The organism is Lysinibacillus sp. JNUCC-52, assembly GCF_015999545.1.
GTDB lineage: Bacteria > Bacillota > Bacilli > Bacillales_A > Planococcaceae > Lysinibacillus.
The window spans coordinates 3,139,428-3,162,766 of record NZ_CP065546.1; the positions used below are offsets into that span (position 1 = coordinate 3,139,428).

A 23,339-nucleotide genomic window follows, 5' to 3' on the forward strand; every position below is an offset into this window, starting at 1 on the left:
AGGAGGAAGACTTATGTCGGACAACACTTATCAGCTAATCGCTATTATTATTTATATGATTACAATGCTAGGAATCGGTTGGTATGCATTTGTAAAAACTTCAAATTTAACGGATTACATGCTAGGGGGACGCTCGCTAGGACCAGCTGTAACAGCCCTTAGTGCTGGTGCTGCGGATATGTCTGGTTGGCTATTAATGGGGTTGCCAGGTGCAATTTATCTATCGGGACTTGTGGAAGCATGGATTGCAATCGGCTTAACAATCGGTGCCTATTTAAACTGGATGTTTGTCGCACCAAGATTACGAGTTTATACGCAAGTTTCCAATGATTCTATTACGATTCCAAGTTATTTGGATAATCGATTACGGGATAATACGAAATTAATACGCATTGCTTCTGGGCTCATTATTCTTATATTTTTTACATTCTATGTATCTTCAGGAATGGTAGCTGGAGGCAAGTTTTTTGATAGTTCTTTTGGCTATGAATACCATACAGGTTTATTAATAGTATCAGGTGTAGTTGTTGCCTATACATTGTTTGGTGGTTTTTTAGCGGTAAGTTATACAGACTTTTTGCAAGGCCTAATTATGTTTTTAGCACTTATAACAGTACCGTTATTCGGATTGTTTTTAACGGGTGGACTTAGTGAAACAGTCGAATCCATTAAGGCGGTTAACCCAGAGCATTTAAGTTTACTGCCAGCAACAGCGACTGCAGCCGCGATTATTTCTTCCCTTGCATGGGGATTAGGATACTTTGGGCAACCGCACATTATCGTGCGTTTTATGGCGATTAGTTCAGTAAAAGAAACAAAACAGGCACGTCGTATTGGTATTGGATGGATGATATTAAGTCTTGCGGGTGCTCTTGCAACGGCATTAGTAGGTGTAGCATACTATCAACAAAATGCTGGCGAATTAAAGGATGCTGAAACGGTGTTTATTGTACTTGGTCAATTATTGTTCCATCCATTTATTGCGGGTATAATGCTAGCGGCCATTTTAGCAGCAATTATGAGTACAATCTCATCGCAATTAATTGTTACCTCTTCCGCACTTGTTGAGGATATATACAAGGCTTTGTTTAATAAAACAGCTACTGATAAACATTATGTTTTTATTGGCCGAATGGCAGTATTAGTAGTAGCGATAATTGCTGCCATTTTAGCTTGGAATCCTGAAAATTCTATTTTAGATTTAGTAGGTTTTGCCTGGGCTGGGTTTGGAGCGGCATTTGGACCAATTATTTTATTATCATTATATTGGAAGAGACTGACGAATTACGGAGCGCTCAGTGGGATGGTATTAGGAGCGGTAACAGCCTTTGTTTGGGGGAAAATTAATTCACTGTCAACAGCTCTTTACGAAATCGTACCAGGTTTCCTCGTTTGTTTAGTAATAGCCATAATCGTTAGTATGATGACATACAAAAGAAACGATGAGATTGAAGATGAATTCAATCGTAGCCTATCGCTGTTAAAAGAAGAACAAGGAAAATGATGAACAAAACTTAAAAAAAGGAATACTGTTCGTTTCTTATAGAATTTAGGCTAAGCCCATTGGGAAAAAGTATGACGTAGTTCGATTTTTTATTAGAAGTTAAGAAAATAAAAAGTTTTATCTACAGTTCGAATACGCCCAACTTTAGGGCGTATTTATTTTTTAATCATTAAAATTCAACGCTAAGTAATTTTGTTAAATAATAGCGCTTTGGTGTCATGAAAGAAACTCGACTAAAAGACACAGATTCGGGCATTATATGGTAAGATGAAGAAAATTTGCTGTAGCGTCACCAAGGCGTTGGTGGGAGGATTGTGAGTGGAAAAATTGAAAGAAGTAGATGTTTTGCTAGAAAAGGCTATTCTTGTTGGGGTTAATTTACGCAATGATAAGCATTTTGAGTATTCTATGGAAGAGTTAACAAATTTAGCCGAAGCATTGAATGTAGAAGTCGTAGGCGTAGTGACACAAAATTTAGAGCGTGTCACACCTTCACATTATGTTGGTACGGGTAAAATCGAAGAGATAAAAAGCTTTTATGAAGAAGCACAAGGGAATCTTGTTATTTTTAATGATGAATTATCACCTTCACAAATCCGAAATTTAGAGCGTGATTTAGAAACGAAAGTAATCGATCGAACGATGTTAATTTTAGATATTTTTGGTCGTCGTGCAAAAACACGTGAGGCGCAAATGCAGGTAGAGTTAGCACAACTTCAATATATGCTTCCACGGTTAGTCGGCTTGCACGCTTCGCTAAGTCGACAAGGTGGTGGTACTGGAGGCGGTTTTAAAAACCGTGGAGCTGGTGAAACGAAACTGGAACTAGATCGCCGTAAAATTGAAGATCAGATTTCAAAAATAAAAAAAGAGCTGGAGCAAGTGAAGGAGCAGCGAGAGACACAACGAAAACAACGTCGGAAAAATGCAGTTCCAGTTGTGTCCATTGTAGGGTATACGAATGCTGGTAAGTCAACCATCATGAACCAACTGCTCGCTAAAATTGGACAAGAAGATCATAAGCAAGTATTTGAGAAGGATATGCTGTTTGCGACGCTTGAAACGTCCGTCCGTTATATTGAATTACATGATAAGAAGTCATTTTTATTAACTGATACAGTAGGCTTTGTAAGTAAATTACCACATCACTTAGTAAAGGCGTTTCGCTCAACACTAGAAGAAGCACGTGATGCTGATCTATTGCTTCATGTTGTGGATGTTTCAAATCAAGAGCATGGTTTTATGATGGATGTTACAAATGAAACATTAAAGGCAGTTGGGGTTGAGGGAATCCCTACTATATATGTCTATAACAAAGCAGACTTAGCAAATGTTCCGTACCCAGTCATTAGTGGGGATAATATATGGATTTCTGCAAAGCAGGGTACTGGATTAGATGAACTATTACAAATTATACGCCAACACATTTTTTCTGATTATGTGACATGTAAAATGCTTATTCCATATGAGCAGGGCAATATAGTGTCTTATTTAAATGAAAATGCAACTATTTACGAAACGGCATATGAAGAAAATGGCACATTATTAAAGCTTGAAGCAAAAGAAGCTGATTACGCAAAATATCAACATTTTGTTGTGAAATAGCAATTAAATAATTCATACGCAAATTAGTATTGCAATGTGATTGTAATCTAAATTGGGTGTGTAGAAAAATCAACAGCAATTATGGCTGTTGATTTTTTATTTGGAAAAAAGTATAAAAAACCTAATATTTATTATTTTCAAACATTAAATTTAAATACAATTTATTAGAGGAGAGGGAAGAGTGAGAAAACGTAGATATTTCAATATATTTAATAAAATATTAACTAATCAGTCTGAATATAAAGAAAAATGACAAATTTTCAACATTTTTTAAAACTCTTGCGAAAGTAATAAAAACGCTTTAGTATGATGAAACATAGTTTTTTATCCTTATCAATGGGGAACAATATTTAAATGAATAATGAAAGTGGGAGAGGATATTGTATGTCTACTAAAGATGAAATTGTAAAATCCGTCCCTCAAAAAGGATTTGTCGGACACCCTAAAGGGCTCTTTACATTATTTTTCACAGAATTCTGGGAGCGTTTTTCATACTACGGTATGCGAGCGATTCTAATCTTCTTCATGTATTATGAATTAAATGAAGGTGGATTAGGTCTTGATCGCGGAACAGCGAATTCAATTATGGCTATATATGGATCGCTTGTTTATATGTCGGGTATTATTGGAGGCTGGATTGCCGATCGACTTTTAGGGACACGTAAAACGATTTTTTATGGTGGCGTGTTAATTATGATCGGTCACTTACTGCTAGCATTCCCTGGCGGTGTGACAATGTTATTTGCTTCAATGGCGTTTATTGTTATCGGTACTGGTTTATTAAAACCGAATGTTTCAAGTATTGTAGGAGATATTTATGCTGAAACAGATAGTCGTCGTGATGCAGGATTCTCAATTTTCTATATGGGTATTAATATGGGTGCATTCATTGCGCCGTTTATTGTCGGAACAATTGGACAAAAGTATAGTTTCCATTTAGGCTTCAGTTTAGCAGCAGTTGGTATGCTAGTTGGATTAATTGTTTTTAAAGTAACTGAGAAAAAATATTTAGGTCTAGCGGGCTTACAAGTAAATAACCCGTTAAAACCTGAAGAACGTAAAAAAGTCTTTACGCAATTCGGTATTATAGCATTAGTCATTATCGTTTTAGGTGGCATTGGTATTAAAACTGGTGTACTAACAATGGATGTCTTTAGCTTAATTATTACAGCACTTGGTGTGATAATACCAACAGTGTTCTTTATTTATATGTATCGTAGTAAGAAAACTACAAAAGATGAGAAATCTCGTCTACTTGCATACATTCCGTTGTTTTTAGCCGCGGTTATGTTTTGGGCTATTCAAGAACAAGGTGCAACAATTTTAGCAACGTATGCAGATGAGCGTACACAATTAAATATTGGTGGTTTCCATCTTGAATCGTCTTGGTTCCAATCGCTTAACCCATTATTCGTTATTACCATGTCTCCATTATTTGCGATGCTATGGTTAAAATGGGGCGATAAGCAACCATCAACACCACGTAAGTTTTCTTATTCACTATTTTTTGCAGGACTATCATTTTTAGTAATGATGATTCCAGCACATCTTTCAGGTGGACAAGCTTTAGTTAGTCCATTGTGGTTAGTATTATCATTCTTCTTAGTAGTAGTTGGGGAATTATTATTGTCTCCAGTAGGTCTATCTGCAACAACGAAATTAGCGCCACAAGCTTTTGCTGCACAAACCATGTCACTTTGGTTTTTAACGAGTGCTGCGGCTCAAGCAATTAACGCACAGCTTGTAAAGGTATATGAAGTTGTAAGCGAATTCACATATTTCGGATTCTTAGGAACATTGTCGATTGTTATCGGCATACTCTTATTAGTACTTTCACCTATTATTTCTAAGGCGATGCGTGGTATTAATTAGTTAAAGAGGCTAGAGAAAAGAAAAAAGTGTTAGATTGACTGCGGTCAATCTAACACTTTTTTTGCTATGCCGTTTGATGTCCGCTACGGCGGTGCTTTCCGCGGGCACACACGTAAGCCGCAACCCTCGCTAACGCGCGGCTTGTTGCGTCTTACGCTGCGTGCGTTCCCGCAGGAGTCACCGCCTCCGCTACCATCAACTAGTGCATTCTTCTAAATTTCTTATTGCAAAAGTAAGAATAGCTAAGGCTTCATCCATTTTGCATAGCGGGAAAATGCCAACAATCCAACCATTTTTGCAATGATGTTGGTGTCCGCTACGGCGGTTGCTTTCCGCGGGCACACACGTAAGCCGCAACCCTCGCTAACGCGCGGCTTGTTGCGTCTTACTATGCGTGCGTTCCCGCAGGAGGCACCGCCTCCGCTACCACCAACTATTATTATTACATACACCTTTGCCCTGCTTTTAAAATTTTAGAGTAATGTCCCTGCACCTTTTTTGTCTCTTGTGTAGTCTATTAGCTAGAAGATAATTTAATTTTCTGTAGAATAGAGCTGTTTTTCGTTATAATAATCTTACTAGTAACAATTTTAAGGGGTTGGTTGTCATGAAAGAAGCATTGGATCGTTTGAGGCCACGATTAATGGAGATATTCACGTATTTACATGCGAATCCAGAAATAAGCTGGCAAGAGGTAGAAACAACAAATTATATTTTTGATTTGTTGACGCGTGAAGGATTTTCACCACAACGCTTTAAAAATTGCACAGGGCTGTATGTTGATATTGGTGATGGAAACCCAAAGGTAGGTTTACGGACGGATATAGATGCATTATGGCAAGAAGTAGATGGTGAGTTTAGAGCAAATCATTCTTGTGGACATGATGGACATATGACAATGGCAATCGGAGCTCTTTTACTTCTGAAAGAGCAGTCTCAATCATACAAAGGCACAATTCGTGTTATTTTCCAACCAGCTGAAGAAAAAGGAACAGGTGCATTAGCGGTTCTAAAAGAGGGCATTATTGATGACTTGGATTTTCTATTTGGAGTCCATTTAAGACCAGTACACGAGCTTGAGGACGGCACATATTGTGCAGCTTTGTACCATGGTGCCTCTCGTTTACTCGAAGGCGAAATTATCGGTGAGGATGCACATGCGGCAAGACCACACCTTGGTGTGAATGCAATTGAGGTAGGTGCAACAATTATCGAAGATTTACGCACCATACATACAGATCCCATGGTGCCTGTATCCGTTAAGATGACAAAATTTCAAGCTGGAGGTGAGTCAGGTAATATTATTCCAGGTAAAGCAGCTTTCACGATTGATATAAGAGCACAACGAAATGATGTAATGGATACACTTGCTCAAGGTGTGAAACGTGTTATTGATTCTTCGAAAATTTTGCATAAAGTGCAAATTGAGTTGCGTACAGTTGCTAATATTGTGGCAGCAGAGGTAGACACAACTGCTCAATATATGATGGAGCAAGCCATTGTTAAGGCAGCGGGGCTATCTAATTTACGAAAGCCTGTGCATACACCAGGCGGAGAGGATTTCCACCATTATGCCGTTCAACGTCCGCATTTAAAATCGACAATGCTTGGACTAGGTTGCGGATTAACACCTGGATTACACCATCCAAAAATGAAATTTAAGCAGGCAAGACTTGTAACTGGAGTTGAGATTCTTACAAACGCTGTATTAGGAGCATTAGAACTCGAAACATAGAGGAGGCATCAGATAATGTTAGAAAACGTTTCTATTAGAAAAATGATGACACCTGAGGAAATTGCTGAGGTGCAATTCTTAAATGTTGAAATCTGGGGGAGTCAGGCAATTCCCTCACATCAAATGCTAGCGGCTGTTCAAAATGGTGGATTATTGCTTGGGGCGTATTTGGAAGGTCGACTAATTGGTTTTAATTACTGCTTTGTAGGTTACCGGGAAGAAAAAATGTATCTACACTCACACATGATTGGCGTCGAAAAAACATATCGTGAACAAGGTGTAGGAGAGTTGTTGAAGCATGCTCAACAAGAATATGCGCGAGAAAATGGTTTTCAGCTAGTTCGTTGGCTATTTGATCCATTAGAAGCGCGTTTAGCAAATTTATCATTTTTAAAGCTGGATGCATATAGCAATCAGTATGAAATAGATTATTATGGGCCGTTACAAGATGATTTTAATGATGGACTGCCCTCTGATCGGATTGCGGTAGAATGGTGGCTTGAGCGTAATCATGCAAATGATAGCTTGGATGAGCTAGAAGAAGCGGCAGAGCAAGTTGTATCATGGTCATTGACGGTTGATGGATTACCTGTGCTCGATCAAGATAGTGAATTTCAAAGTAACCAAAAATTTTATAAGGACGCTTATTTAGTTCCTATTCCACAGTATTTACAAAAGATGAAGGTGGAAAGTCCGAAATTAGCTGAGGACTGGCGTTATAAGATTCGTACAATTTTAACTACCTTCTTTGCCCAAGAATATGCCATTGTTCGAGTAAAAAAGCAAAAAGAATATATACACTTTTATCTGTTAGTCAGACGCTCTTTATTGGCTTTATAATAGAGATAAGGAGTGAACTTTGTGAGAATAGAAGAAATTACAATAAGACATTTAAAAATGCCGATGAAGGCTCCGTTCACAACAAGTTTTGGTACTGTTAGTGAAAAAGAGCTATTGCTTTTAGAGGTGAAGGATGCGTCAGGAACGATTGGTTGGGGAGAAACAGTTGCTTTTGTAGCACCGTGGTACACAGAGGAGACATTAAAGACAACTTGGCACATGTTAGAGGACTTTTTAATGCCTACCTTGCTACATAAAGAGATTGCACACCCAGATGAGGTTAGTGCCTTGTTTTCGCCTATTCGGCGTAATTGCATGGCGAAAGCTTCTATTGAAGGGGCTGTGTGGGACATTTATGCACAGCAAACGAAACAGTCCCTTGCCCATGCTTTAGGTGGAAGCAAAGATACTATTGACGTAGGGATTAGTTTAGGAATTCAAGCTAGCACAGAAAAACTGATTGATTTAATAAAGATCTATGTAGAAAAGGGTTATAAACGAGTAAAAGTTAAAATAAAACCTGGGTACGATGTAGAAGTTATCCGTGCTATCCGTACTGCATTTCCTAATTTACCATTGATGGCAGATGCAAACTCTGCGTACACATTAAAGGATATAGAAGTGCTACAACAGCTGGATGCCTTTAACCTTTTAATGATTGAGCAACCACTTGCAGTTGACGATATTATAGATCATGCCAAGCTGCAAAAGCAGTTACAAACACCAATATGTTTAGATGAAAGTATTACATCACTTGAAGATGCTCGTAAAGCGATCGAGCTAGGTAGTTGTGGTGTCATTAATATAAAAATTGGTCGTGTAGGTGGTTTAACGGAGGCTAAGAAGATTCATGACTATTGTCAGGAGCATGCCATTCCTGTCTGGTGTGGAGGCATGTTGGAAGCGGGAATCGGACGAGCGCATAATATAGCATTAACTGCACTCTCCAATTTCATATTACCTGGTGATACAGCAGGTTCGAGTCATTATTGGTATGAGGATATTATAGTGCCTGAGGTTATGGTAGAAGATGGCGTTATTCATGTGCCTACAAGTGTTGGTATAGGCTATAAGCTAAATATGGCAGTTATTGATAAATTAACAATGAGCAAGAAAGTTTATAAGGAATAGCTTTAAGCGATGGAGGCTGCCTTTTCTCCATCTGTTTGTCAGATAAATAGTCGAGGAGAGAAGTGATTGAAAAAGAGCTTGCAAATCGGCGGTGCTTATGTAGGAATAATCGTCGGTGCGGGGTTTGCATCAGGGCAAGAAATCATCCAGTATTTTACGAGTTATGGCAATAAGGGGATATTAGGCGCTCTTTTAGCGACACTCTGGTTTGCCTTTGTGGGAATGTGTATAGCACAAATTAGTTCACGGTTGCGGACAACATCTCATAAGGATTTGATATATCAAATTTCGGGTAATACTATCGGCTTTCTAATGGACTTTGTACTATCACTTTTTTTGTTTGGTGTGTCAGTTATTATGTTTGCTGGAGCGGGTGCTACTTTCGAGCAAATGTTTGGACTACCCGTATGGCTAGGGAGCATTTGTATGATTGTCCTCACTATGATGACAGTTATGATGAATGTAAAAAGTATTATTAATATAATAGCCATTGCGACGCCTTATTTGTTAGCTGTTGTTACAATTATTGCGGTCTATTCCATAGCTACGATGGATCTAACATTTGCAGAGCAAGCAGTGATAGCAGAACAACAATTACCAACATCATCAAAAAGCTGGTGGGTAACAGCTTTGCTCTATATGTCTTTTAATATCGGCGTTTGTTTTTCGCTTCTCACGGTGATGTGTGGCGCTATACGAAATGAGCGAATTGCAGGCATAGGTGGCATTATCGGAGGACTATTGTTAGGCGCGCTCATTTTAATTATTCATTTTTCCCTTCTCGCTAAAATGAACGTTATTGTTGGATTGGATATTCCCATGCTCGCATTAGCTAATGAAATTCATCCAATAGTAGGTTTATTAATGTCATTTTCTTTATTGGGGATGATTTACAATACAGCGGTAGGTATGTTTTATTCGTTTTCGGTGCGATTTTTTAAACCGACAAAGCCTAGCTTTAAGGTCGCTGTCATTTGTATGGGCATTCTAGGCTTTTTTGCGAGCCAAGTGGGCTTTACAACACTTGTATCAAAATTATATTCGGTAATGGGCTATTTAGGCTTTATTTTAGTAGCGTCGATAATTTTTGCATGGCTACGAGGAATAAGAAGAGTAGCTTAATGAGGTGATTGAGAAGGGCAACTATGTCATTCTCAATTACCCCTTTTTTTTGAATAAATTTCTGAGGGGAAAGAGCAACATGTTTGAATGAGAAATATCTCAATTTAGCGGTGTTTTTGTTGAAAAAACATAGTTTTTAAGTATTTCCAAATAAAGCGAGAACAATTCTCAATAGGAGGTTGACTGATAATAAAAAGATGCTTATAATGAGAATCGTGAGTAATGATAATCATTTTCAGCTGATTATTAATTACACTCAATAATGAATCTACCGGGGATTACAATGAAAATAAGATATCTTTTAACAGCAACTGTTGTGTTGTCTATTGTGTCACTATTCATTGGTGTAGTAAATATTAAGCCAAGTGACTTATTGGACTTCGGATCAGAAGAAACTAGACTATTCTTAATTAGTCGTATACCAAGACTGGTGGCAATTTTGCTGGCAGGTGCAGGTATGAGTATTGCTGGTTTAATTATGCAAAGCTTAAGTAGGAATAAGTTCGTGTCACCAACGACAGCAGGAACTTTAGATGCTACGAAATTAGGTGTACTAATTTCAATGATGTTTTTTACAAATGTCACGTACTTTCAAAAAATTTCCTTCGCTTTCATATTTGCTTTAGCCGGCACGTTAATGTTTATGCAAATATTAAATCGAATAAAGTTCAAAGATGCGATTTTTATACCGCTTATAGGCTTAATGTTCGGAAATATCCTATCTTCTATTACGACGTTCTTTGCGTATAAGGCTGATATTATCCAAAACATTTCTGCATGGTTACAAGGAGATTTCTCATTGATAATGAAAGGTCGTTATGAGCTTTTATACATAAGTGTACCTGTTCTAATAATGGCTTACATTTATGCAAACCGTTTCACAGTGGCTGGAATGGGTGAGGATTTTGCAAAAAACCTTGGTCTTTCCTACAAATTCGTTGTGAATTTAGGTTTAGTGTTAGTAGCTCTAGTGACAACTACGGTGGTACTAACAGTAGGTGTGATTCCGTTTCTAGGTTTAATTATTCCAAATATTATATCGCTGTTCAAAGGGGATAACCTTGCAAAGACATTACCGCACACGGCTTTACTCGGTATGTCGTTCCTATTATTCTGTGATATTATAGGGCGCGTGTTAATTTTCCCTTATGAAATTCCGATAAGTATGACGGTCGGCGTCATCGGAAGTGCAATCTTTCTAATTATGTTATTTAGGGGGAGAGCATATGCGTAACCGTACGAAAATGTTGATATTAATCGGACTAGCAGTAGCTGCTATGTTACTGTACGTCTTTTATGAATTAAATGGGAACTATAGCTATGCATTCCCACGTCGCCTCATTAAAGTGGTGGCGATGGCACTAACGGGAATTGCCATTGCGTATTCGACAGTGGTTTTCCAAACAATTACGCATAATCGTATTTTAACGCCAAGTGTTATGGGGCTTGATGCTTTGTACATGATGGTCCAAACGATTATTTACTTCTTCTTTGGCTCGATGTCTATATTTGTTATTAACGCACATTATAATTTTTTGCTAGCTGTTTCAGCAATGGTCATTTTCGCATTAATATTTTATCGAGTATTGTTCAAAGAAGGTAAACGTCCGATTTACTTCCTGCTGCTTGTCGGTATGATTGTCGGGACATTTTTAGGAAGTGTCACAACTTTCTTCCAAGTTTTAATTGATCCTAATGAGTTTCTGAGCTTACAAAGTAAAATGTTTGCAAGCTTTAATAATGTAAATTCAGATTTAGTATGGTTAGCAGGTCTTGTTATTGTAGGTACATTTATTTATGGTTGGCGTCATATGAGTCAACTAGATGTAATGTCACTTGGTCGCGATACAGCAATAAACCTTGGGGTACCTTATGATAAACTTGTACAACGCATGCTCATATTATCTTCGATATTAATCGCAGTATCTACAGCTCTTGTTGGGCCAATTACATTCTTTGGCTTAATCGTAGCAAATTTATCGTATCAGTTTTTCAAGACGTACAAGCACTCTGTATTAATTGCAGGTTCTTGTGTAATGAGTATTGTTGCTTTAGTCGGTGGTCAGTGGATGGTCGAGCGAATATTTAAATTCGATACAACACTAAGCGTTATTATCAACTTTGTAGGTGGTGTGTACTTTATCTACCTATTATTGAAGGAAAGTAGGTCAGCAGGATGATCCAAGTAAAAGAAATTTCTAAGTTTTTTGGGAAAAAGCCTGTCATTCAAGATGTTAGTGTAGACGTTGCGCCAGGTAAAATTACGTCCTTTATTGGACCGAATGGTGCAGGTAAATCAACACTGCTTTCAATGGTAAGCCGTTTACTTAATGCAGACACTGGTGAAGTATTACTCGATAAGTCAGATGTGCGTCGCTGGAAATCTGATGACTTTGCAAAGCGCGTTTCGATTTTAAAACAGTCAAACTACATGAATGTGCGTCTAACAATTCGTGAACTCGTTTCATTTGGTCGCTTTCCTTATTCAAAAGGAAATTTAAAACCAGAGGACGAGCAAAAAGTAGATGAAGCAATTCACTATATGAATTTAGTTGACATTCAGCATAATTATTTAGATGAATTATCAGGTGGTCAGCGTCAACGGGCATTTATTGCAATGGTCATTGCGCAAGACACCGATTACATTTTGCTAGACGAACCACTTAATAATTTAGACATGAAGCATTCTGTGCAAATCATGAAAATTTTGCGTAAGTTGGTGGATGAGCTAGGAAAAACGGTTGTCATTGTTTTACATGATATTAACTTTGCATCCGTATATTCTGATCATATCGTCGCTTTAAAAGATGGACGTGTTGTAAAAGACGGTCCGACTAATGACATTATTAACTCAGATGCGTTAAAGGAAATCTATGATATGGATATCCCTGTGCAAGAGCAAAATGGTTGCCGCATTTGTGTGTATTTTAACTCTTAGTAACAATAGATAGTCATCACTATCTAAAAATATAAAAACAAAAAGGAGATTTCACAATGAAAAATTGGAAATTACTTACGGTATTAATGGCAATGATGCTTTTAGTATTAGCTGCTTGTGGTTCTAAAGAAGAATCAAAAGAAGATGATAAAGGTTCAACAGATAATAAACCTGCTGAAGAGCAAAATGAAGCTGCTTCTGCTTACCCAATCACAATCCCAGGTAGTACATCTGGTGAAAATACATTTGAAGATGTAACACTAAAAGAGCAACCAAAAAATATTGTCGTATTTGACTATGGTTTCCTAGATACTTTAGATGCTTTAGGCGTTGAAGTTGCAGGTGTTTCACAAAAATCAGTACCAAGTTATTTAAGCAAATATGCTGACACAACTTACGTAAATGTTGGGTCTTTAAAAGAGCCAGATTTTGAAGCAATCTCTTCTATGAGCCCAGACATCATTTTCATCTCAGGTCGTCAAGCTTCTGCTTACTCAGAATTATCAAAAATTGCTCCAACTGTATTCGTTGGTGTAGATAACAATAATTTTATGGAATCGTTTAAAACAAACACTGAATTAGCTGGTAAAATTTTCGGTAAAGAAAAAGAAGCTGCTGATGCGTTCGCTGCATACGAAGCAAAAGTAGAAGATCTTAAAGCAAAAACTGCTTCATCTGAAGATAAAGCATTAATCGTTTTAGGTAATGAAGGTTCATTATCTGCATACGGTCCTGGTTCACGTTTTGGTGTAATTCATGATGTATTTGGCGTAAAAGCTGCTGATGATAAAATCGAAGCTTCTACACACGGTGCTAACGCTTCATTCGAATATGTACGTGATACAAACCCAGATATTTTATTTGTAGTTGACCGTGACGCTGCTGTTAACCCTGAAGGCGAGTCTGGTACAAAAGCTGCTATTGAAAACGAAATTGTTGGTGCAACTAACGCTGCTAAAAACGGTAAAGTTTACTACTTAGATCCAGAATATTGGTACCTATCAGGTGGCGGTTTACAATCAGAAACTGCTAAAGCTGATGATATTTTAAAGGCGTTTAACTAATATGTTTGTACAAATTAAACGTATGGTCGTAACTGAGGGTAACGCTGATAAGGTTGTTGAACGATTTGGAGCTAAAAAAGATGGTCCTTCATTACTTGAACAACAACCAGGTTATATTGATAAGCAAGTGCTTGTAAAAAAAGTTCGCCGTGGAGATGAAGAAGTGCTAATTATGGTTCGTTGGGAATCAGAAGAGGCGTGGAAAAATTGGGAGAAGAGCCCTGAGCATATTGCAGGTCATAAAGCAAATGCTGGTAAGCCTAAACCTGATTATATTATTGAAAGCGGTCAAGATGTTTACTATGTAAAAGCTTAATAAATACTAGAGGTGTCTCACAAGTCAATTGTGACACCTCTTTTTTTATGTCTTTTTATATAAACAACCATTATACAACAAGGTGTGAACAATTAAGCTCACTGAGGAGCTAGTCAAATGATTAGAAGTTTATGTATTTTTGTTGGATTGTAAGAAGGTAGAGGTGAATGGATAAATGGCAAGGGGCTTTTGTTACTACGTCACACCTCGCCACACATAGAAGTTGAATATTGAGGCAATTATATTTGAACGACGAAGCTTAGGAAGCAGCGCAAACGAAACGTCTGTTTAATGTTTGATAGTAGCCTTGCTCCAAATATTAAATGCTGAGTTAATGTTGAAGGAAATACCGCCATTATTAATGAATAGTCCAGAAATATTAGTCGGGTAGTAATGATAGGCGTCAAAGGCCTCTGTGACTGAATTGTATATGTTGGAAGAGAGATGTTGATTATTGTTTTTTAAATCATTTGGTGAGCCTGCAAAGCTGCTTATTTTAGCGGCATTACTACTATTTTGACCACTCTGCGTTCCTCTAGCATAAACAATGCAGTACTGAGTAGTTTTATAGAGCATTGGTGTATTAATATTCAAACTAGATGTAAAAGGGCTCACTAAAGAAAGTAATGGCAAATCTTTTTCGGGTACTTTTACAATGTCGTGTTGCGCCATATACGTGTCTAGTTTTTGCTGAAAAGTATCTTCAAATCCAGGGATATTACAAATGAAGTTAGAAATAGAAGACTTATGTTTATACTCCACTAAAGCTTCTTGATATGCTCGCTGTTCAGCTTGAATAATCAATTGTTCAATAGTTTGTTGTTCATTCGAAGGCTTCTTTATAGTAATTTCCTCTGCAGAGACAGAAATTGTACAGGAAAAAGTTTCTGTAAGTATTAACACGTAGTCATTTACTCCATTCGTCATTTCAATCACCTCTTAATGTTAGAGAATATTATATAAATAATTAAAATATCATACACTCAAATTGCAAATTAAGTCACATACAATACGCATGATTTTTACTTATCATAAGCGTAACACTAGTCAGGACGCCATTTCAATGGTCAGTTAACGCCAAAAACTGGCGGTCTCTCTAATGACACCGCCAGTTTTTTATTATTTCCTAGCAAAAAACTGGCGTGCTTTCTATAAATACCGCCATTTTTTGGCGGTATTTATAAATAGTTAATGGTAATAAATAGAAAATAGAGTGATTCATTTAACTTATAAAAGATAGAATTAATTCCCATTAATATGTATAATATTTATCAATACGTTTAAGGGAGTAGAGGACTATTGGGTGATATAGATGTACGTATTAATGAATCGTTAGACAGTCTGATTGAAAATAATTCGATGCTCGGTGATGAAATAAAGTCAATGCTTAAAAGTTTTAAAGCAGAAAAAAAAGAGATGGGTTATGCATTTGGAAAACTATGCTATTGGCATTATGAAGCATTTGTTGATTCTTTAAATGAAGAGATATATATAGTTGCTGCGGCTATTGAACTTCTAATTTTATCCTATGATATTATTGATGATTTGCAGGATAAAGATACGGACTATATTTGGAGCAAAACACCTGAACTTTCTTTAAATGCAGCACTTGCCTTACTCGTCATGTCATCGAGAGCTATACATGAGACATCATTTGAACATAAAGGTATAGCCATTCGTCTACTGGAACAATATGCGTTACGTAGCATTAATGGTCAGCAGTTAGATGTACTGAATGCTTGTCGAGATGAACAATCCTACTTACAAATGATTGACCAAAAATCAGGGTCACTTACAGCAATGAGTTGCGTCATTGGGGAGGCACTTGCAAAAGGGATGGTGACTGCTGAAATTGAGGAGTACGGGAAATACATAGGTATTATCCAACAAATAAAAAACGATATTTTAGATTTAAAAACTTGGGGACCTAAAAATGATCTATTAAATAGAAAGTATTCATTACCAATTATTTATCTAATGGCACAAAAAAATAGTGTATCAAAATCTGTGATAAACTATTATAATAAAGATATAGTTACATTTTTGGATAATATTGTTACAGAACATGAGTTGACAAATAGCGGTGCAATACGTTATGCAGTTGCAATTAAAAATCTCTATAAAATAAAAGCATTGAATAATCTTGAAAAAGTTGCTATAAACAAGTTAGGTAAAGAATACCTAATAAAACTAATGAAATGAGGAGAGATTTTTATGATTAATGTAATTCAGTATCTAGAAGAGAACCCAGCACTAGTACCACTGTTAAAAGAACAAAAAGTTGCATTAATAGGTGTTTCAGCAATTGAACAGCAGGCAATACTTGACTCATTCGAAGATGTACTATGCTTAAGAGACCCTATTTGGAATTAAATTTATATAATCAAAAATGGTTTATGCTTGCTATAAGTGTTTACGTATTGCTAGGTTTCTACCTGCTATATGTTCCTTATAGCAAGCCTTATTTGGGTATAGATTTGATCGAGGAAAATGGAAATTGGGTAATAGAGCATTCACATGATCAATTAGTGGATGGGCAGAAAATCTCTGCAGGGGACATCATTTTAAAAGTTGATAATGTTCAAATAGACGACATTTCTTATATAAAGTATGATTTTACAATTAGGGCGGCAAATTCATTAACAATATTAAAGTCTAACGGGGAAAAAATTCATATTACTCCTACTGGTTTAGATTTTACTGAACGGTTTTACTATATATTGCTTATCCCTGCCTGCTATTATTTCCTTACATTATTTGTTGTTTGTTATTTGCATTATAAACAAAAAAACACTTCACTTTTAAGATTGCTTATTTTATTTATGCTAACAGTTTCCATGGCATATGTGAGTATAGGAGCATCTGGTAGTCTCGATATCGTGGGCATTATGGTCAATCGAGGTAGTATGTTGTTATGTTTAGTATTACTTTTACATTTTTTAAGAAACTATTATTCATTTTTAAATGCCAATTGGTTACTTTTTAATAATATTAAATTGTTTTATCTATTGCCTATCTTTGCGATGCTACTTAGCTATATTGGTATTATTAATAACAATTTGCACAACCTTCTTTCGTATGTTGTTTTAGGCGTTTTTTTAGTTTTACTTATTTTAATACTTATTATTTTATTGTTTAGCTATTTTAAATTTAAATCACCCCAGTTAAAAATTTTATTGAATAGTGTAATGATTCCATTTCTTCCATTCTTGTTTCTGTATGCACTTCCGAATATTTTATTTCATCATCCCGTACTTTCCGCTGAAATCAGTGCTTTATTTTTATTATTTATTCCATTTAGCTTTATTTTTACACAACTAGCGGAACGATTATTTGACATTGAATATCATATTACAAGGCTTCGTTACTATGTCATATTTTCTGTAATTTTTACTGCATGGTTTACTTTTGGTTTGTATTGGATTGCTGGCAAATTTTTAACGATGACGATAATGTCGGGTGTTTCATTGTTTACTTTTTTATCGTTAATTGTTCTTTTCTACATAAAAGAAAAGGTAGATTATCGCAAACGCAAAATTTTGTTTTCGACTAAAGGGGACTATATACATCAGTTGTATACGGCTGTAGATAGAATCGGTAAAACAATTAAATTAGACGAGCTTCTAGAAAAGTTTGCCCAGGAAGTTTCGCTGCACCTAGAGCTTGAGCATGTATTTGTATTGACCTATGACTATGACACAAATCAATTTACTTCAATGGTTGAGGGAAAGATTCCGATAAATCCTATGCTAATGGAAGATTTAAAATTAGGAGAAATACGGAAAATTGACAAAGTCTATCTAGCTTTCCTCCATCAAGATGCTCATTACAAAAGAGCCTTAGTATTGGGGCATAACAATTCAATTCATTTAAAAGATGAAGAGCTTTTATGGCTCGAATTGCTCCTGTTATACGTAAATAACTTTATTGAAAATACAAAAATGGTGGAAGAATTGTTAGAGGAACTAAAGCATATGAAGCAAGCAGATGAAAGTCAATTACCTTGGCTAAATAAGCTATTATGGCTTAGGTTTGAAGAGGAGAAATATCAACTAGCTCAAGAATTACATGATACTAATTTACAAGAGCAACTCCATATTGCTCGAGAAGTTGATGTTTTAATAAATGCAAAAGATACTACAGAAATCCAACAAAAACTAGTAAAGATTCATACACAAATGGTTTCATCGCTACATGATTTAAGAGCTTATTGCGAAAACTTAAAGCCCCCACTATTAGATACATTAGGGCTAAATGCTGCTTTAGAAAAGCTCATACGAAAAGTAACGGAAAGAGCTAACTTTCTGTTAATTTATACAATAGATCGCCTTTATTTAGAAGATGAACGAATGAATTTAATGATCTATCGTCTATTTCAAGAATTACTCAATAATGCTTTGAAACATTCCTATGCGACAACAGTTGAAATTCATCTCAAGGAAATGGACAATGGTTTTGAAGTCATTTATAAGGACGATGGAGTAGGATGTAATGTGAATGATATTATTGTCGCTGATTCGATGGGAATCCGAGGTATGCAAGAGCGTGTAAAAGCCTTTGATGGACAATTTTACATTGATACTCAAGTTAATGAAGGGATGTCTATTAGAATTACAGTAAAAGAAGGAAGTGACACACTTGATAACAATGCTCATAGTGGATGATCATCCTATTGTGTTAGAGGGAACGAAAAATTTATTTAAAGATAATGAAGACATTTTAGTTGATACAGAGAGTGATGCAACTTCTGTAATACCAAAAATTAAGGACAAGCCATATGATATTTATCTAATTGATATCAATATGCCTTTAGAAAATGGCATTCATTTAGCGAGAAATATTAAAGCTATGCAAATAGATGCTTCGATAATCCTTTATACAGGGGATGACATTACAGATTATTATCCACTAATTTTAGAAAGGAAAATAGAGGGGATTTTAGCCAAAACGGCCTCTAAAGAGCAGATTTTACGGACAGTTCGTGCCATTGCAAATGGAGAAATTGTTTTGCCGAAAAATTTCTTAGATTTCCTAGATAATCGATTTAAAATACAAGATGCTAAGCTCGATATTCATTTAAATGAAAAAGAAAAGAAAATTTTACGATTGATTGCTGAAGGGCATACAAATAAGGCTATAGCGATAGAGTTAAACATTCCTCAACGAACTACTGAAAGATATTTAACACAGCTGTTTTCTTTGCTAAATGTAGATTCCCGAACAGAGGCAGTAAATCTTGCTGAACGAATGAATTTACTATAGCCTCTTTATATGTTAGTATAAATATTAATTGTTATATTTTTCTATAAAAGGATAGTATTTATGTAATGTAAAGACAATATATTATTAATCAGGAAAAATTATTTAGTTTACACAACTAAATACCTATATATCTTAAAAAACACCGCCATTTTTTGGCGGTGTTTTTTTCATGACCGCCAAATCACGCCAAAAAAACTAGTGAAGACCGCCAAAAAAATGGCGTAAACCCAACATTGAAATGGTGGTATAAGTACTGGTACGCTTAGATTAATCATAGTTAAGTAATTTTTTCCAAAGTGAGTAATAGTTTAAGAATATATCGTTTATATAAGCAGTTTAATATCATAGATTTTTTAGCATGTTACTAGCTAGACAGCATACTCACGAAAAAACTTTAATAAAGGTAGGCGTATAATTTGAAAGTAGAACTTGAAAATTTAATCTCTATAGATGAATCTAACCAAGATCAAGTCATTAAAGTTTATAATCGCTACGGTATTTATGTAGGTGCGCCTGAAATCAGAAGAAGAAATTTGAAGGCATCTTTTAATCCTATTTTTACTTTAAATGAAGATGTGACGTATGAGCAGGTGGCAGCATTATATAAATCATTGGAACATGAGCTAGGTATTGTTTCTATTGGGGAACGTTTCTATTTTGATTTTTCAAATAGCGAATACGAACAAACTCCATTATTTACGTTAAACTCGACGGGCAACTCGCCAGAAATGTTTTTAGATGATAGAGGCACTTTATTTTCAATAAGTACATATTGTAAGCATTGTGGGCTTATGGAAAAAGAGCAACTTTCACCGTTAGTTATTGATACTTCTCAAATGAAAGGCCGTCATTTAGTCCACGTAAGCGGATACTGGGTAGCCTCCGAAGAATTAGTAGCTTTAATGAAACAAGCAAATATGGAAGGCTATGAACTTCTAGAAGTAATTCACAGCGGGTCGGAAGTAGAGAAGCAACCTGCATATCAAATCATCCCAACTCAAATGCTACCTGCAAGTAATGCAGAAAGAATAAAATTGTATTTTGCAACTGAGCAGCCACCATGCAAATGTGGGTTAAATGGGGTAATTCTAGGACCTGATATTTATGATGGCAAGGATATTATGAATTTAAATGGAGATGTATTCTATTCTTCGGAATGGAGTCATGATGGAAGCTATCTTTACAGAAAAACAATATTCAGTAGAAAGTTCAGAGATTTAATTATTAATAATCGTATTTCTCGAGAAGTGAGAGGGGAAAAGGATCGAAACTTTGGACCGAAAGATTGGTTATTCGACCCTGTGTTATTGAAATAGTTTGAACTATAGAATAATAAAAGGTGAGGGAGTGTTAATGTTGTTTAGAAAAATACTACCTATCATTGCAATTTTATTTATCGTTGCGTTAGCACTTTCAAATTACTTTAATAAAACGAATGAAGAATCCATTATATTAGCGAATATAATTAAGTATATTTTTATGCTATAAGACAGATATCGTATATTTCCCTCAAGTTCACCTAAGTATGGTATGATGTGAAAAAACATTGCATGAATGAGCTTTGAGGTGAAATTTTGATAAAAAAATGGTCATTTCCTTTAGCGATTTTAACTCTAATTATATTTTTTGCGTTCCGCTTAACATACGAGAGTGACGTGATTTTAAATTTCGATAAAAAAGTGGCGGAAATATTATTTGGCAATCGGTATATAGAGTTTTTTCATTATATTGGTGAGCCAAAATTTGTCGTTTGGGTTGCGATTATATTAATTGTCTATTTAGCATGGATTGCGAAAAATTACCGTGGCATGTTATTTGTCGTATTAACATTTGCAGTAGGGAACGTATTAAACCAAATGTTAAAAAAGTGGGTGCAACGTTCTCGCCCTGAAATAGAAGATCAATTGACATCGTTCAGTTTTCCATCTGGACATGCTATGACAGGCATACTGTATTTATTTACGGTTGCTTATTTATTATCTGAAAATAATACAAAGGCACGTCAAATACAGCTTTGGATAGGCGCAATTGTGCTAACAATTCTTATTGGTCTTTCACGAGTAGCAGGTGCGCGCCATTTTGCCTCCGATGTGCTTGCAGGCTGGTGTATAGGATACACCTGGTTTATCATTTGTGTTTTTTGGTATGAACGACGTAAGCGCGTATTTAATAAGAACAATATTAAATAGTAATACTCAAGTGAGCAGCACCTAACTTTATGGTACTGCTCTTTTTAGTGATTTTTTAAGTGCCAGGCACCCGAATTATTCTGAAAAATTAGATTTAATAAATATTTTCCTAACAAAAAAGAATTGCTTATAGGAAACTTTTAAGCTAAGATGAGTACAATAAAAAAAAGAGAAAAGGAAGAAGGAATTGGAAGGACAAATTTTATTTGCTTTAGGGTTAACCCTATTTGCAGGGCTTGCAACAGGAGTAGGTAGTTTAATTGCATTTTTTACCTCAAGAACAAATACTAAATTTTTATCAATAGCTCTTGGTTTCTCAGCGGGAGTTATGATTTATGTGTCACTTGTTGAAATTTTTGTGAAAGCAAAGGATGCATTAACCAATGCCTTAGGTCCAACGAATGGTTATTGGATGACGATAGCGGGTTTCTTTGGCGGAATGTTATTTATAGCTTTAATTGATAAGTTTATTCCGAAATCGACGAACCCTCATGAAGTAAAGCTTGTTGAAGATGTGAATGCTGTAAAACCACAGGTAGATGAAAGTCATTTAATGAAAATGGGCGTATTCACTGCACTTGCAATAGGAATTCATAATTTTCCTGAAGGTATAGCAACCTTTATGTCCGCTATGAATGACCCTAATGTCGGCATTGCGATTGCAATTGCTGTAGCCATTCATAATATTCCTGAAGGAATTGCTGTCTCTGTTCCTATTTACTTTGCTACAGGAAATCGTAGAAAAGCATTTAAACTATCCTTTTTATCAGGGTTAGCAGAGCCTGTTGGGGCGCTAGTAGCTTATTTACTATTAATGCCGTTTTTATCAGACGTTATGTTCGGTATTGTATTTGCTGGAGTTGCAGGAATTATGGTGTTTATATCATTAGATGAGCTATTACCAGCCGCACAGAGATACGATGAAACACATTTATCAATGTATGGTTTAGTTGGTGGAATGGCAGTGATGGCTATTAGTTTAGTATTATTAGCGTAAATCTTAATTAACTACTGAAAAAGGAATCTAGTCGATAAGACTAGATTCCTTTTATTATGCCTTTATTAATTCTTTAACTGTCTCTAAGCAGTCATAAAAGGTGTTAAAAGGCTTATAGGGAATATGTAAATCATTACAGCGGTCAATTAATTGCTCCCTAGCTAATACTAAATCTGCTTGTTTAGCAGCTTCGAAATCGGAAATAGAGTCGCCAATCACGATTTTAAATTGATCGGGCTGTGCCATTTCTCGCATGACGGTTGGTTTGCAACAGCCACAACTTTGGGTTGAAAATTTTGCACAATGTTCATCACAGCTATGTGGATAGACAACCGTAATTTGCTCTCCAGAGAAGTCTGCATTATTACAATAGATTCCCGAAAATGGGCCAAATCTTTCAAGCAGTGGTTGAATGAAAAAATCTACTCCGCCACTAACAATGTAAAAAGGTATATCGTGCTCCTGCGCATAGCGAACAAACTCGCTAAAGCCCTCACGGATAACGGCGGTCTCCATTAAATATTGAATGATATCATCCTTTTGGCTAGTCGATAAAAGCTCAAACATCGCAGTAATACCGTCTTTGAAGCTTATTGTTTGAGCCATCATTGCCTTTGCAATTTTCTCCGATTGTTCAGGGACGAAATGCGTCATAAGGGAGACGATATTATCTGTTTCTGTAATAGTACCATCAAAATCGCAGAAAATAATTGGTTTCAAAGTACTTCCTCCTTCAAGAAAAAACGTCTACTTTGAAGTAGACG

At 36.0% G+C, this 23,339-nt stretch carries 22 protein-coding genes; 20 read left to right on the forward strand and 2 right to left on the reverse strand.

Annotated features, from left to right (window positions below):
• Positions 1-13 precede the first annotated feature (13 nt).
• The 12 genes from putP (at position 14) to JNUCC52_RS15625 (ending at position 14,127) form a co-directional block, all read left to right on the forward strand.
• A complete protein-coding gene (gene putP / locus JNUCC52_RS15570; protein WP_337980291.1) occupies positions 14-1,504 on the forward strand; it encodes a sodium/proline symporter PutP in 1,491 nt (496 codons plus the stop codon).
• A 318-nt stretch (positions 1,505-1,822) separates the two neighbouring features.
• Positions 1,823-3,109, forward strand: coding sequence for a GTPase HflX (gene hflX / locus JNUCC52_RS15575; protein ID WP_337980292.1), 1,287 nt, complete (start codon positions 1,823-1,825; stop codon positions 3,107-3,109).
• Positions 3,110-3,493: 384 nt separating this feature from the next.
• Positions 3,494-4,981, forward strand: coding sequence for a peptide MFS transporter (locus JNUCC52_RS15580; protein ID WP_173479373.1), 1,488 nt, complete (start codon positions 3,494-3,496; stop codon positions 4,979-4,981).
• A gap of 607 nt (positions 4,982-5,588) precedes the next feature.
• Positions 5,589-6,716 (forward strand): M20 peptidase aminoacylase family protein, encoded by a 1,128-nt coding sequence (locus JNUCC52_RS15585; RefSeq protein WP_173479374.1) that lies wholly within the window; start codon positions 5,589-5,591, stop codon positions 6,714-6,716.
• A gap of 15 nt (positions 6,717-6,731) precedes the next feature.
• Positions 6,732-7,556 carry a GNAT family N-acetyltransferase gene (locus JNUCC52_RS15590; protein ID WP_337980293.1) on the forward strand — a complete coding sequence of 275 codons (825 nt, stop codon included), beginning with the start codon at positions 6,732-6,734 and terminating at the stop codon, positions 7,554-7,556.
• A 21-nt stretch (positions 7,557-7,577) separates the two neighbouring features.
• The gene (menC, locus tag JNUCC52_RS15595) at positions 7,578-8,687 is read left to right on the forward strand and encodes an o-succinylbenzoate synthase (RefSeq protein ID WP_337980294.1); all 1,110 of its coding nucleotides are present in this window, start codon (positions 7,578-7,580) and stop codon (positions 8,685-8,687) included.
• Between the two features lie 66 nt (positions 8,688-8,753).
• Positions 8,754-9,809, forward strand: coding sequence for a YkvI family membrane protein (locus tag JNUCC52_RS15600; protein WP_337980295.1), 1,056 nt, complete (start codon positions 8,754-8,756; stop codon positions 9,807-9,809).
• 283 nt (positions 9,810-10,092) lie between these two features.
• Positions 10,093-11,043, forward strand: coding sequence for an ABC transporter permease (locus JNUCC52_RS15605; RefSeq protein WP_173479378.1), 951 nt, complete (start codon positions 10,093-10,095; stop codon positions 11,041-11,043).
• Positions 11,036-11,989: an iron chelate uptake ABC transporter family permease subunit gene (locus JNUCC52_RS15610; protein ID WP_173479379.1), complete on the forward strand. Its 954-nt coding sequence runs from the start codon at positions 11,036-11,038 to the stop codon at positions 11,987-11,989. The genes JNUCC52_RS15605 and JNUCC52_RS15610 overlap by 8 nt, the downstream gene beginning before the upstream one ends.
• The gene (locus JNUCC52_RS15615; RefSeq protein ID WP_173479380.1) at positions 11,986-12,747 is read left to right on the forward strand and encodes an iron ABC transporter ATP-binding protein; all 762 of its coding nucleotides are present in this window, start codon (positions 11,986-11,988) and stop codon (positions 12,745-12,747) included. The genes JNUCC52_RS15610 and JNUCC52_RS15615 overlap by 4 nt, the downstream gene beginning before the upstream one ends.
• A 56-nt stretch (positions 12,748-12,803) precedes the next feature.
• The gene (locus JNUCC52_RS15620; protein WP_139860004.1) at positions 12,804-13,811 is read left to right on the forward strand and encodes a siderophore ABC transporter substrate-binding protein; all 1,008 of its coding nucleotides are present in this window, start codon (positions 12,804-12,806) and stop codon (positions 13,809-13,811) included.
• Between the two features lies 1 nt (position 13,812).
• A complete protein-coding gene (locus JNUCC52_RS15625; protein ID WP_139860006.1) occupies positions 13,813-14,127 on the forward strand; it encodes an antibiotic biosynthesis monooxygenase family protein in 315 nt (104 codons plus the stop codon).
• A 288-nt stretch (positions 14,128-14,415) separates the two neighbouring features.
• On the opposite strand, the gene JNUCC52_RS15630 is transcribed toward JNUCC52_RS15625, so the two are convergent.
• Positions 14,416-15,054 carry a hypothetical protein gene (locus JNUCC52_RS15630; protein ID WP_337980296.1) on the reverse strand — a complete coding sequence of 213 codons (639 nt, stop codon included), beginning with the start codon at positions 15,052-15,054 and terminating at the stop codon, positions 14,416-14,418.
• 372 nt (positions 15,055-15,426) lie between these two features.
• Here JNUCC52_RS15630 and JNUCC52_RS15635 point away from each other — a divergent pair, with 372 nt between their 5' ends.
• From JNUCC52_RS15635 to zupT, 8 genes are all read left to right on the forward strand, one after another.
• The gene (locus JNUCC52_RS15635; RefSeq protein WP_337980297.1) at positions 15,427-16,329 is read left to right on the forward strand and encodes a polyprenyl synthetase family protein; all 903 of its coding nucleotides are present in this window, start codon (positions 15,427-15,429) and stop codon (positions 16,327-16,329) included.
• A 12-nt stretch (positions 16,330-16,341) separates the two neighbouring features.
• On the forward strand, positions 16,342-16,500 hold the full coding sequence (gene comX, locus JNUCC52_RS15640; protein WP_139860011.1) for a competence pheromone ComX: 159 nt from the start codon (positions 16,342-16,344) through the stop codon (positions 16,498-16,500).
• A 23-nt stretch (positions 16,501-16,523) separates the two neighbouring features.
• Positions 16,524-18,791: a sensor histidine kinase gene (locus tag JNUCC52_RS15645; RefSeq protein WP_337982229.1), complete on the forward strand. Its 2,268-nt coding sequence runs from the start codon at positions 16,524-16,526 to the stop codon at positions 18,789-18,791.
• Positions 18,775-19,389, forward strand: a complete 615-nt coding sequence (locus JNUCC52_RS15650; protein WP_228134530.1) for a response regulator — start codon at positions 18,775-18,777, stop codon at positions 19,387-19,389. Before JNUCC52_RS15645 ends, JNUCC52_RS15650 begins: the two co-directional genes overlap by 17 nt.
• 416 nt (positions 19,390-19,805) lie before the next feature.
• Positions 19,806-20,705: a hypothetical protein gene (locus JNUCC52_RS15655; protein ID WP_173479382.1), complete on the forward strand. Its 900-nt coding sequence runs from the start codon at positions 19,806-19,808 to the stop codon at positions 20,703-20,705.
• A gap of 37 nt (positions 20,706-20,742) precedes the next feature.
• Entirely contained in the window at positions 20,743-20,877 is a 135-nt protein-coding gene (locus JNUCC52_RS15660) for a hypothetical protein (RefSeq protein ID WP_255639593.1), read from the forward strand.
• A gap of 89 nt (positions 20,878-20,966) precedes the next feature.
• A complete protein-coding gene (locus JNUCC52_RS15665; protein ID WP_337982230.1) occupies positions 20,967-21,578 on the forward strand; it encodes a phosphatase PAP2 family protein in 612 nt (203 codons plus the stop codon).
• A 187-nt stretch (positions 21,579-21,765) separates the two neighbouring features.
• The gene (gene zupT, locus JNUCC52_RS15670; RefSeq protein WP_173479383.1) at positions 21,766-22,575 is read left to right on the forward strand and encodes a zinc transporter ZupT; all 810 of its coding nucleotides are present in this window, start codon (positions 21,766-21,768) and stop codon (positions 22,573-22,575) included.
• A 54-nt stretch (positions 22,576-22,629) separates the two neighbouring features.
• Here zupT and JNUCC52_RS15675 read toward each other — a convergent pair whose 3' ends face one another.
• Positions 22,630-23,295: a 2-hydroxy-3-keto-5-methylthiopentenyl-1-phosphate phosphatase gene (locus JNUCC52_RS15675; protein ID WP_173479384.1), complete on the reverse strand. Its 666-nt coding sequence runs from the start codon at positions 23,293-23,295 to the stop codon at positions 22,630-22,632.
• Between the last annotated feature and the right edge of the window lie 44 nt (positions 23,296-23,339).

Coding starts and splice junctions, on each gene's coding strand:
- putP (WP_337980291.1), top strand. CDS start 14: ATGTCGGACAACACTTATCAGCTAATCGCTATTATTATTTATATGATT.
- JNUCC52_RS15580 (WP_173479373.1), top strand. CDS start 3,494: ATGTCTACTAAAGATGAAATTGTAAAATCCGTCCCTCAAAAAGGATTT.
- JNUCC52_RS15585 (WP_173479374.1), top strand. CDS start 5,589: ATGAAAGAAGCATTGGATCGTTTGAGGCCACGATTAATGGAGATATTC.
- JNUCC52_RS15590 (WP_337980293.1), top strand. CDS start 6,732: ATGTTAGAAAACGTTTCTATTAGAAAAATGATGACACCTGAGGAAATT.
- JNUCC52_RS15605 (WP_173479378.1), top strand. CDS start 10,093: ATGAAAATAAGATATCTTTTAACAGCAACTGTTGTGTTGTCTATTGTG.
- JNUCC52_RS15610 (WP_173479379.1), top strand. CDS start 11,036: ATGCGTAACCGTACGAAAATGTTGATATTAATCGGACTAGCAGTAGCT.
- JNUCC52_RS15615 (WP_173479380.1), top strand. CDS start 11,986: ATGATCCAAGTAAAAGAAATTTCTAAGTTTTTTGGGAAAAAGCCTGTC.
- JNUCC52_RS15620 (WP_139860004.1), top strand. CDS start 12,804: ATGAAAAATTGGAAATTACTTACGGTATTAATGGCAATGATGCTTTTA.
- JNUCC52_RS15625 (WP_139860006.1), top strand. CDS start 13,813: ATGTTTGTACAAATTAAACGTATGGTCGTAACTGAGGGTAACGCTGAT.
- JNUCC52_RS15630 (WP_337980296.1), bottom strand. CDS start 15,054: ATGACGAATGGAGTAAATGACTACGTGTTAATACTTACAGAAACTTTT.
- comX (WP_139860011.1), top strand. CDS start 16,342: ATGATTAATGTAATTCAGTATCTAGAAGAGAACCCAGCACTAGTACCA.
- JNUCC52_RS15645 (WP_337982229.1), top strand. CDS start 16,524: ATGCTTGCTATAAGTGTTTACGTATTGCTAGGTTTCTACCTGCTATAT.
- JNUCC52_RS15650 (WP_228134530.1), top strand. CDS start 18,775: ATGCTCATAGTGGATGATCATCCTATTGTGTTAGAGGGAACGAAAAAT.
- JNUCC52_RS15660 (WP_255639593.1), top strand. CDS start 20,743: ATGTTGTTTAGAAAAATACTACCTATCATTGCAATTTTATTTATCGTT.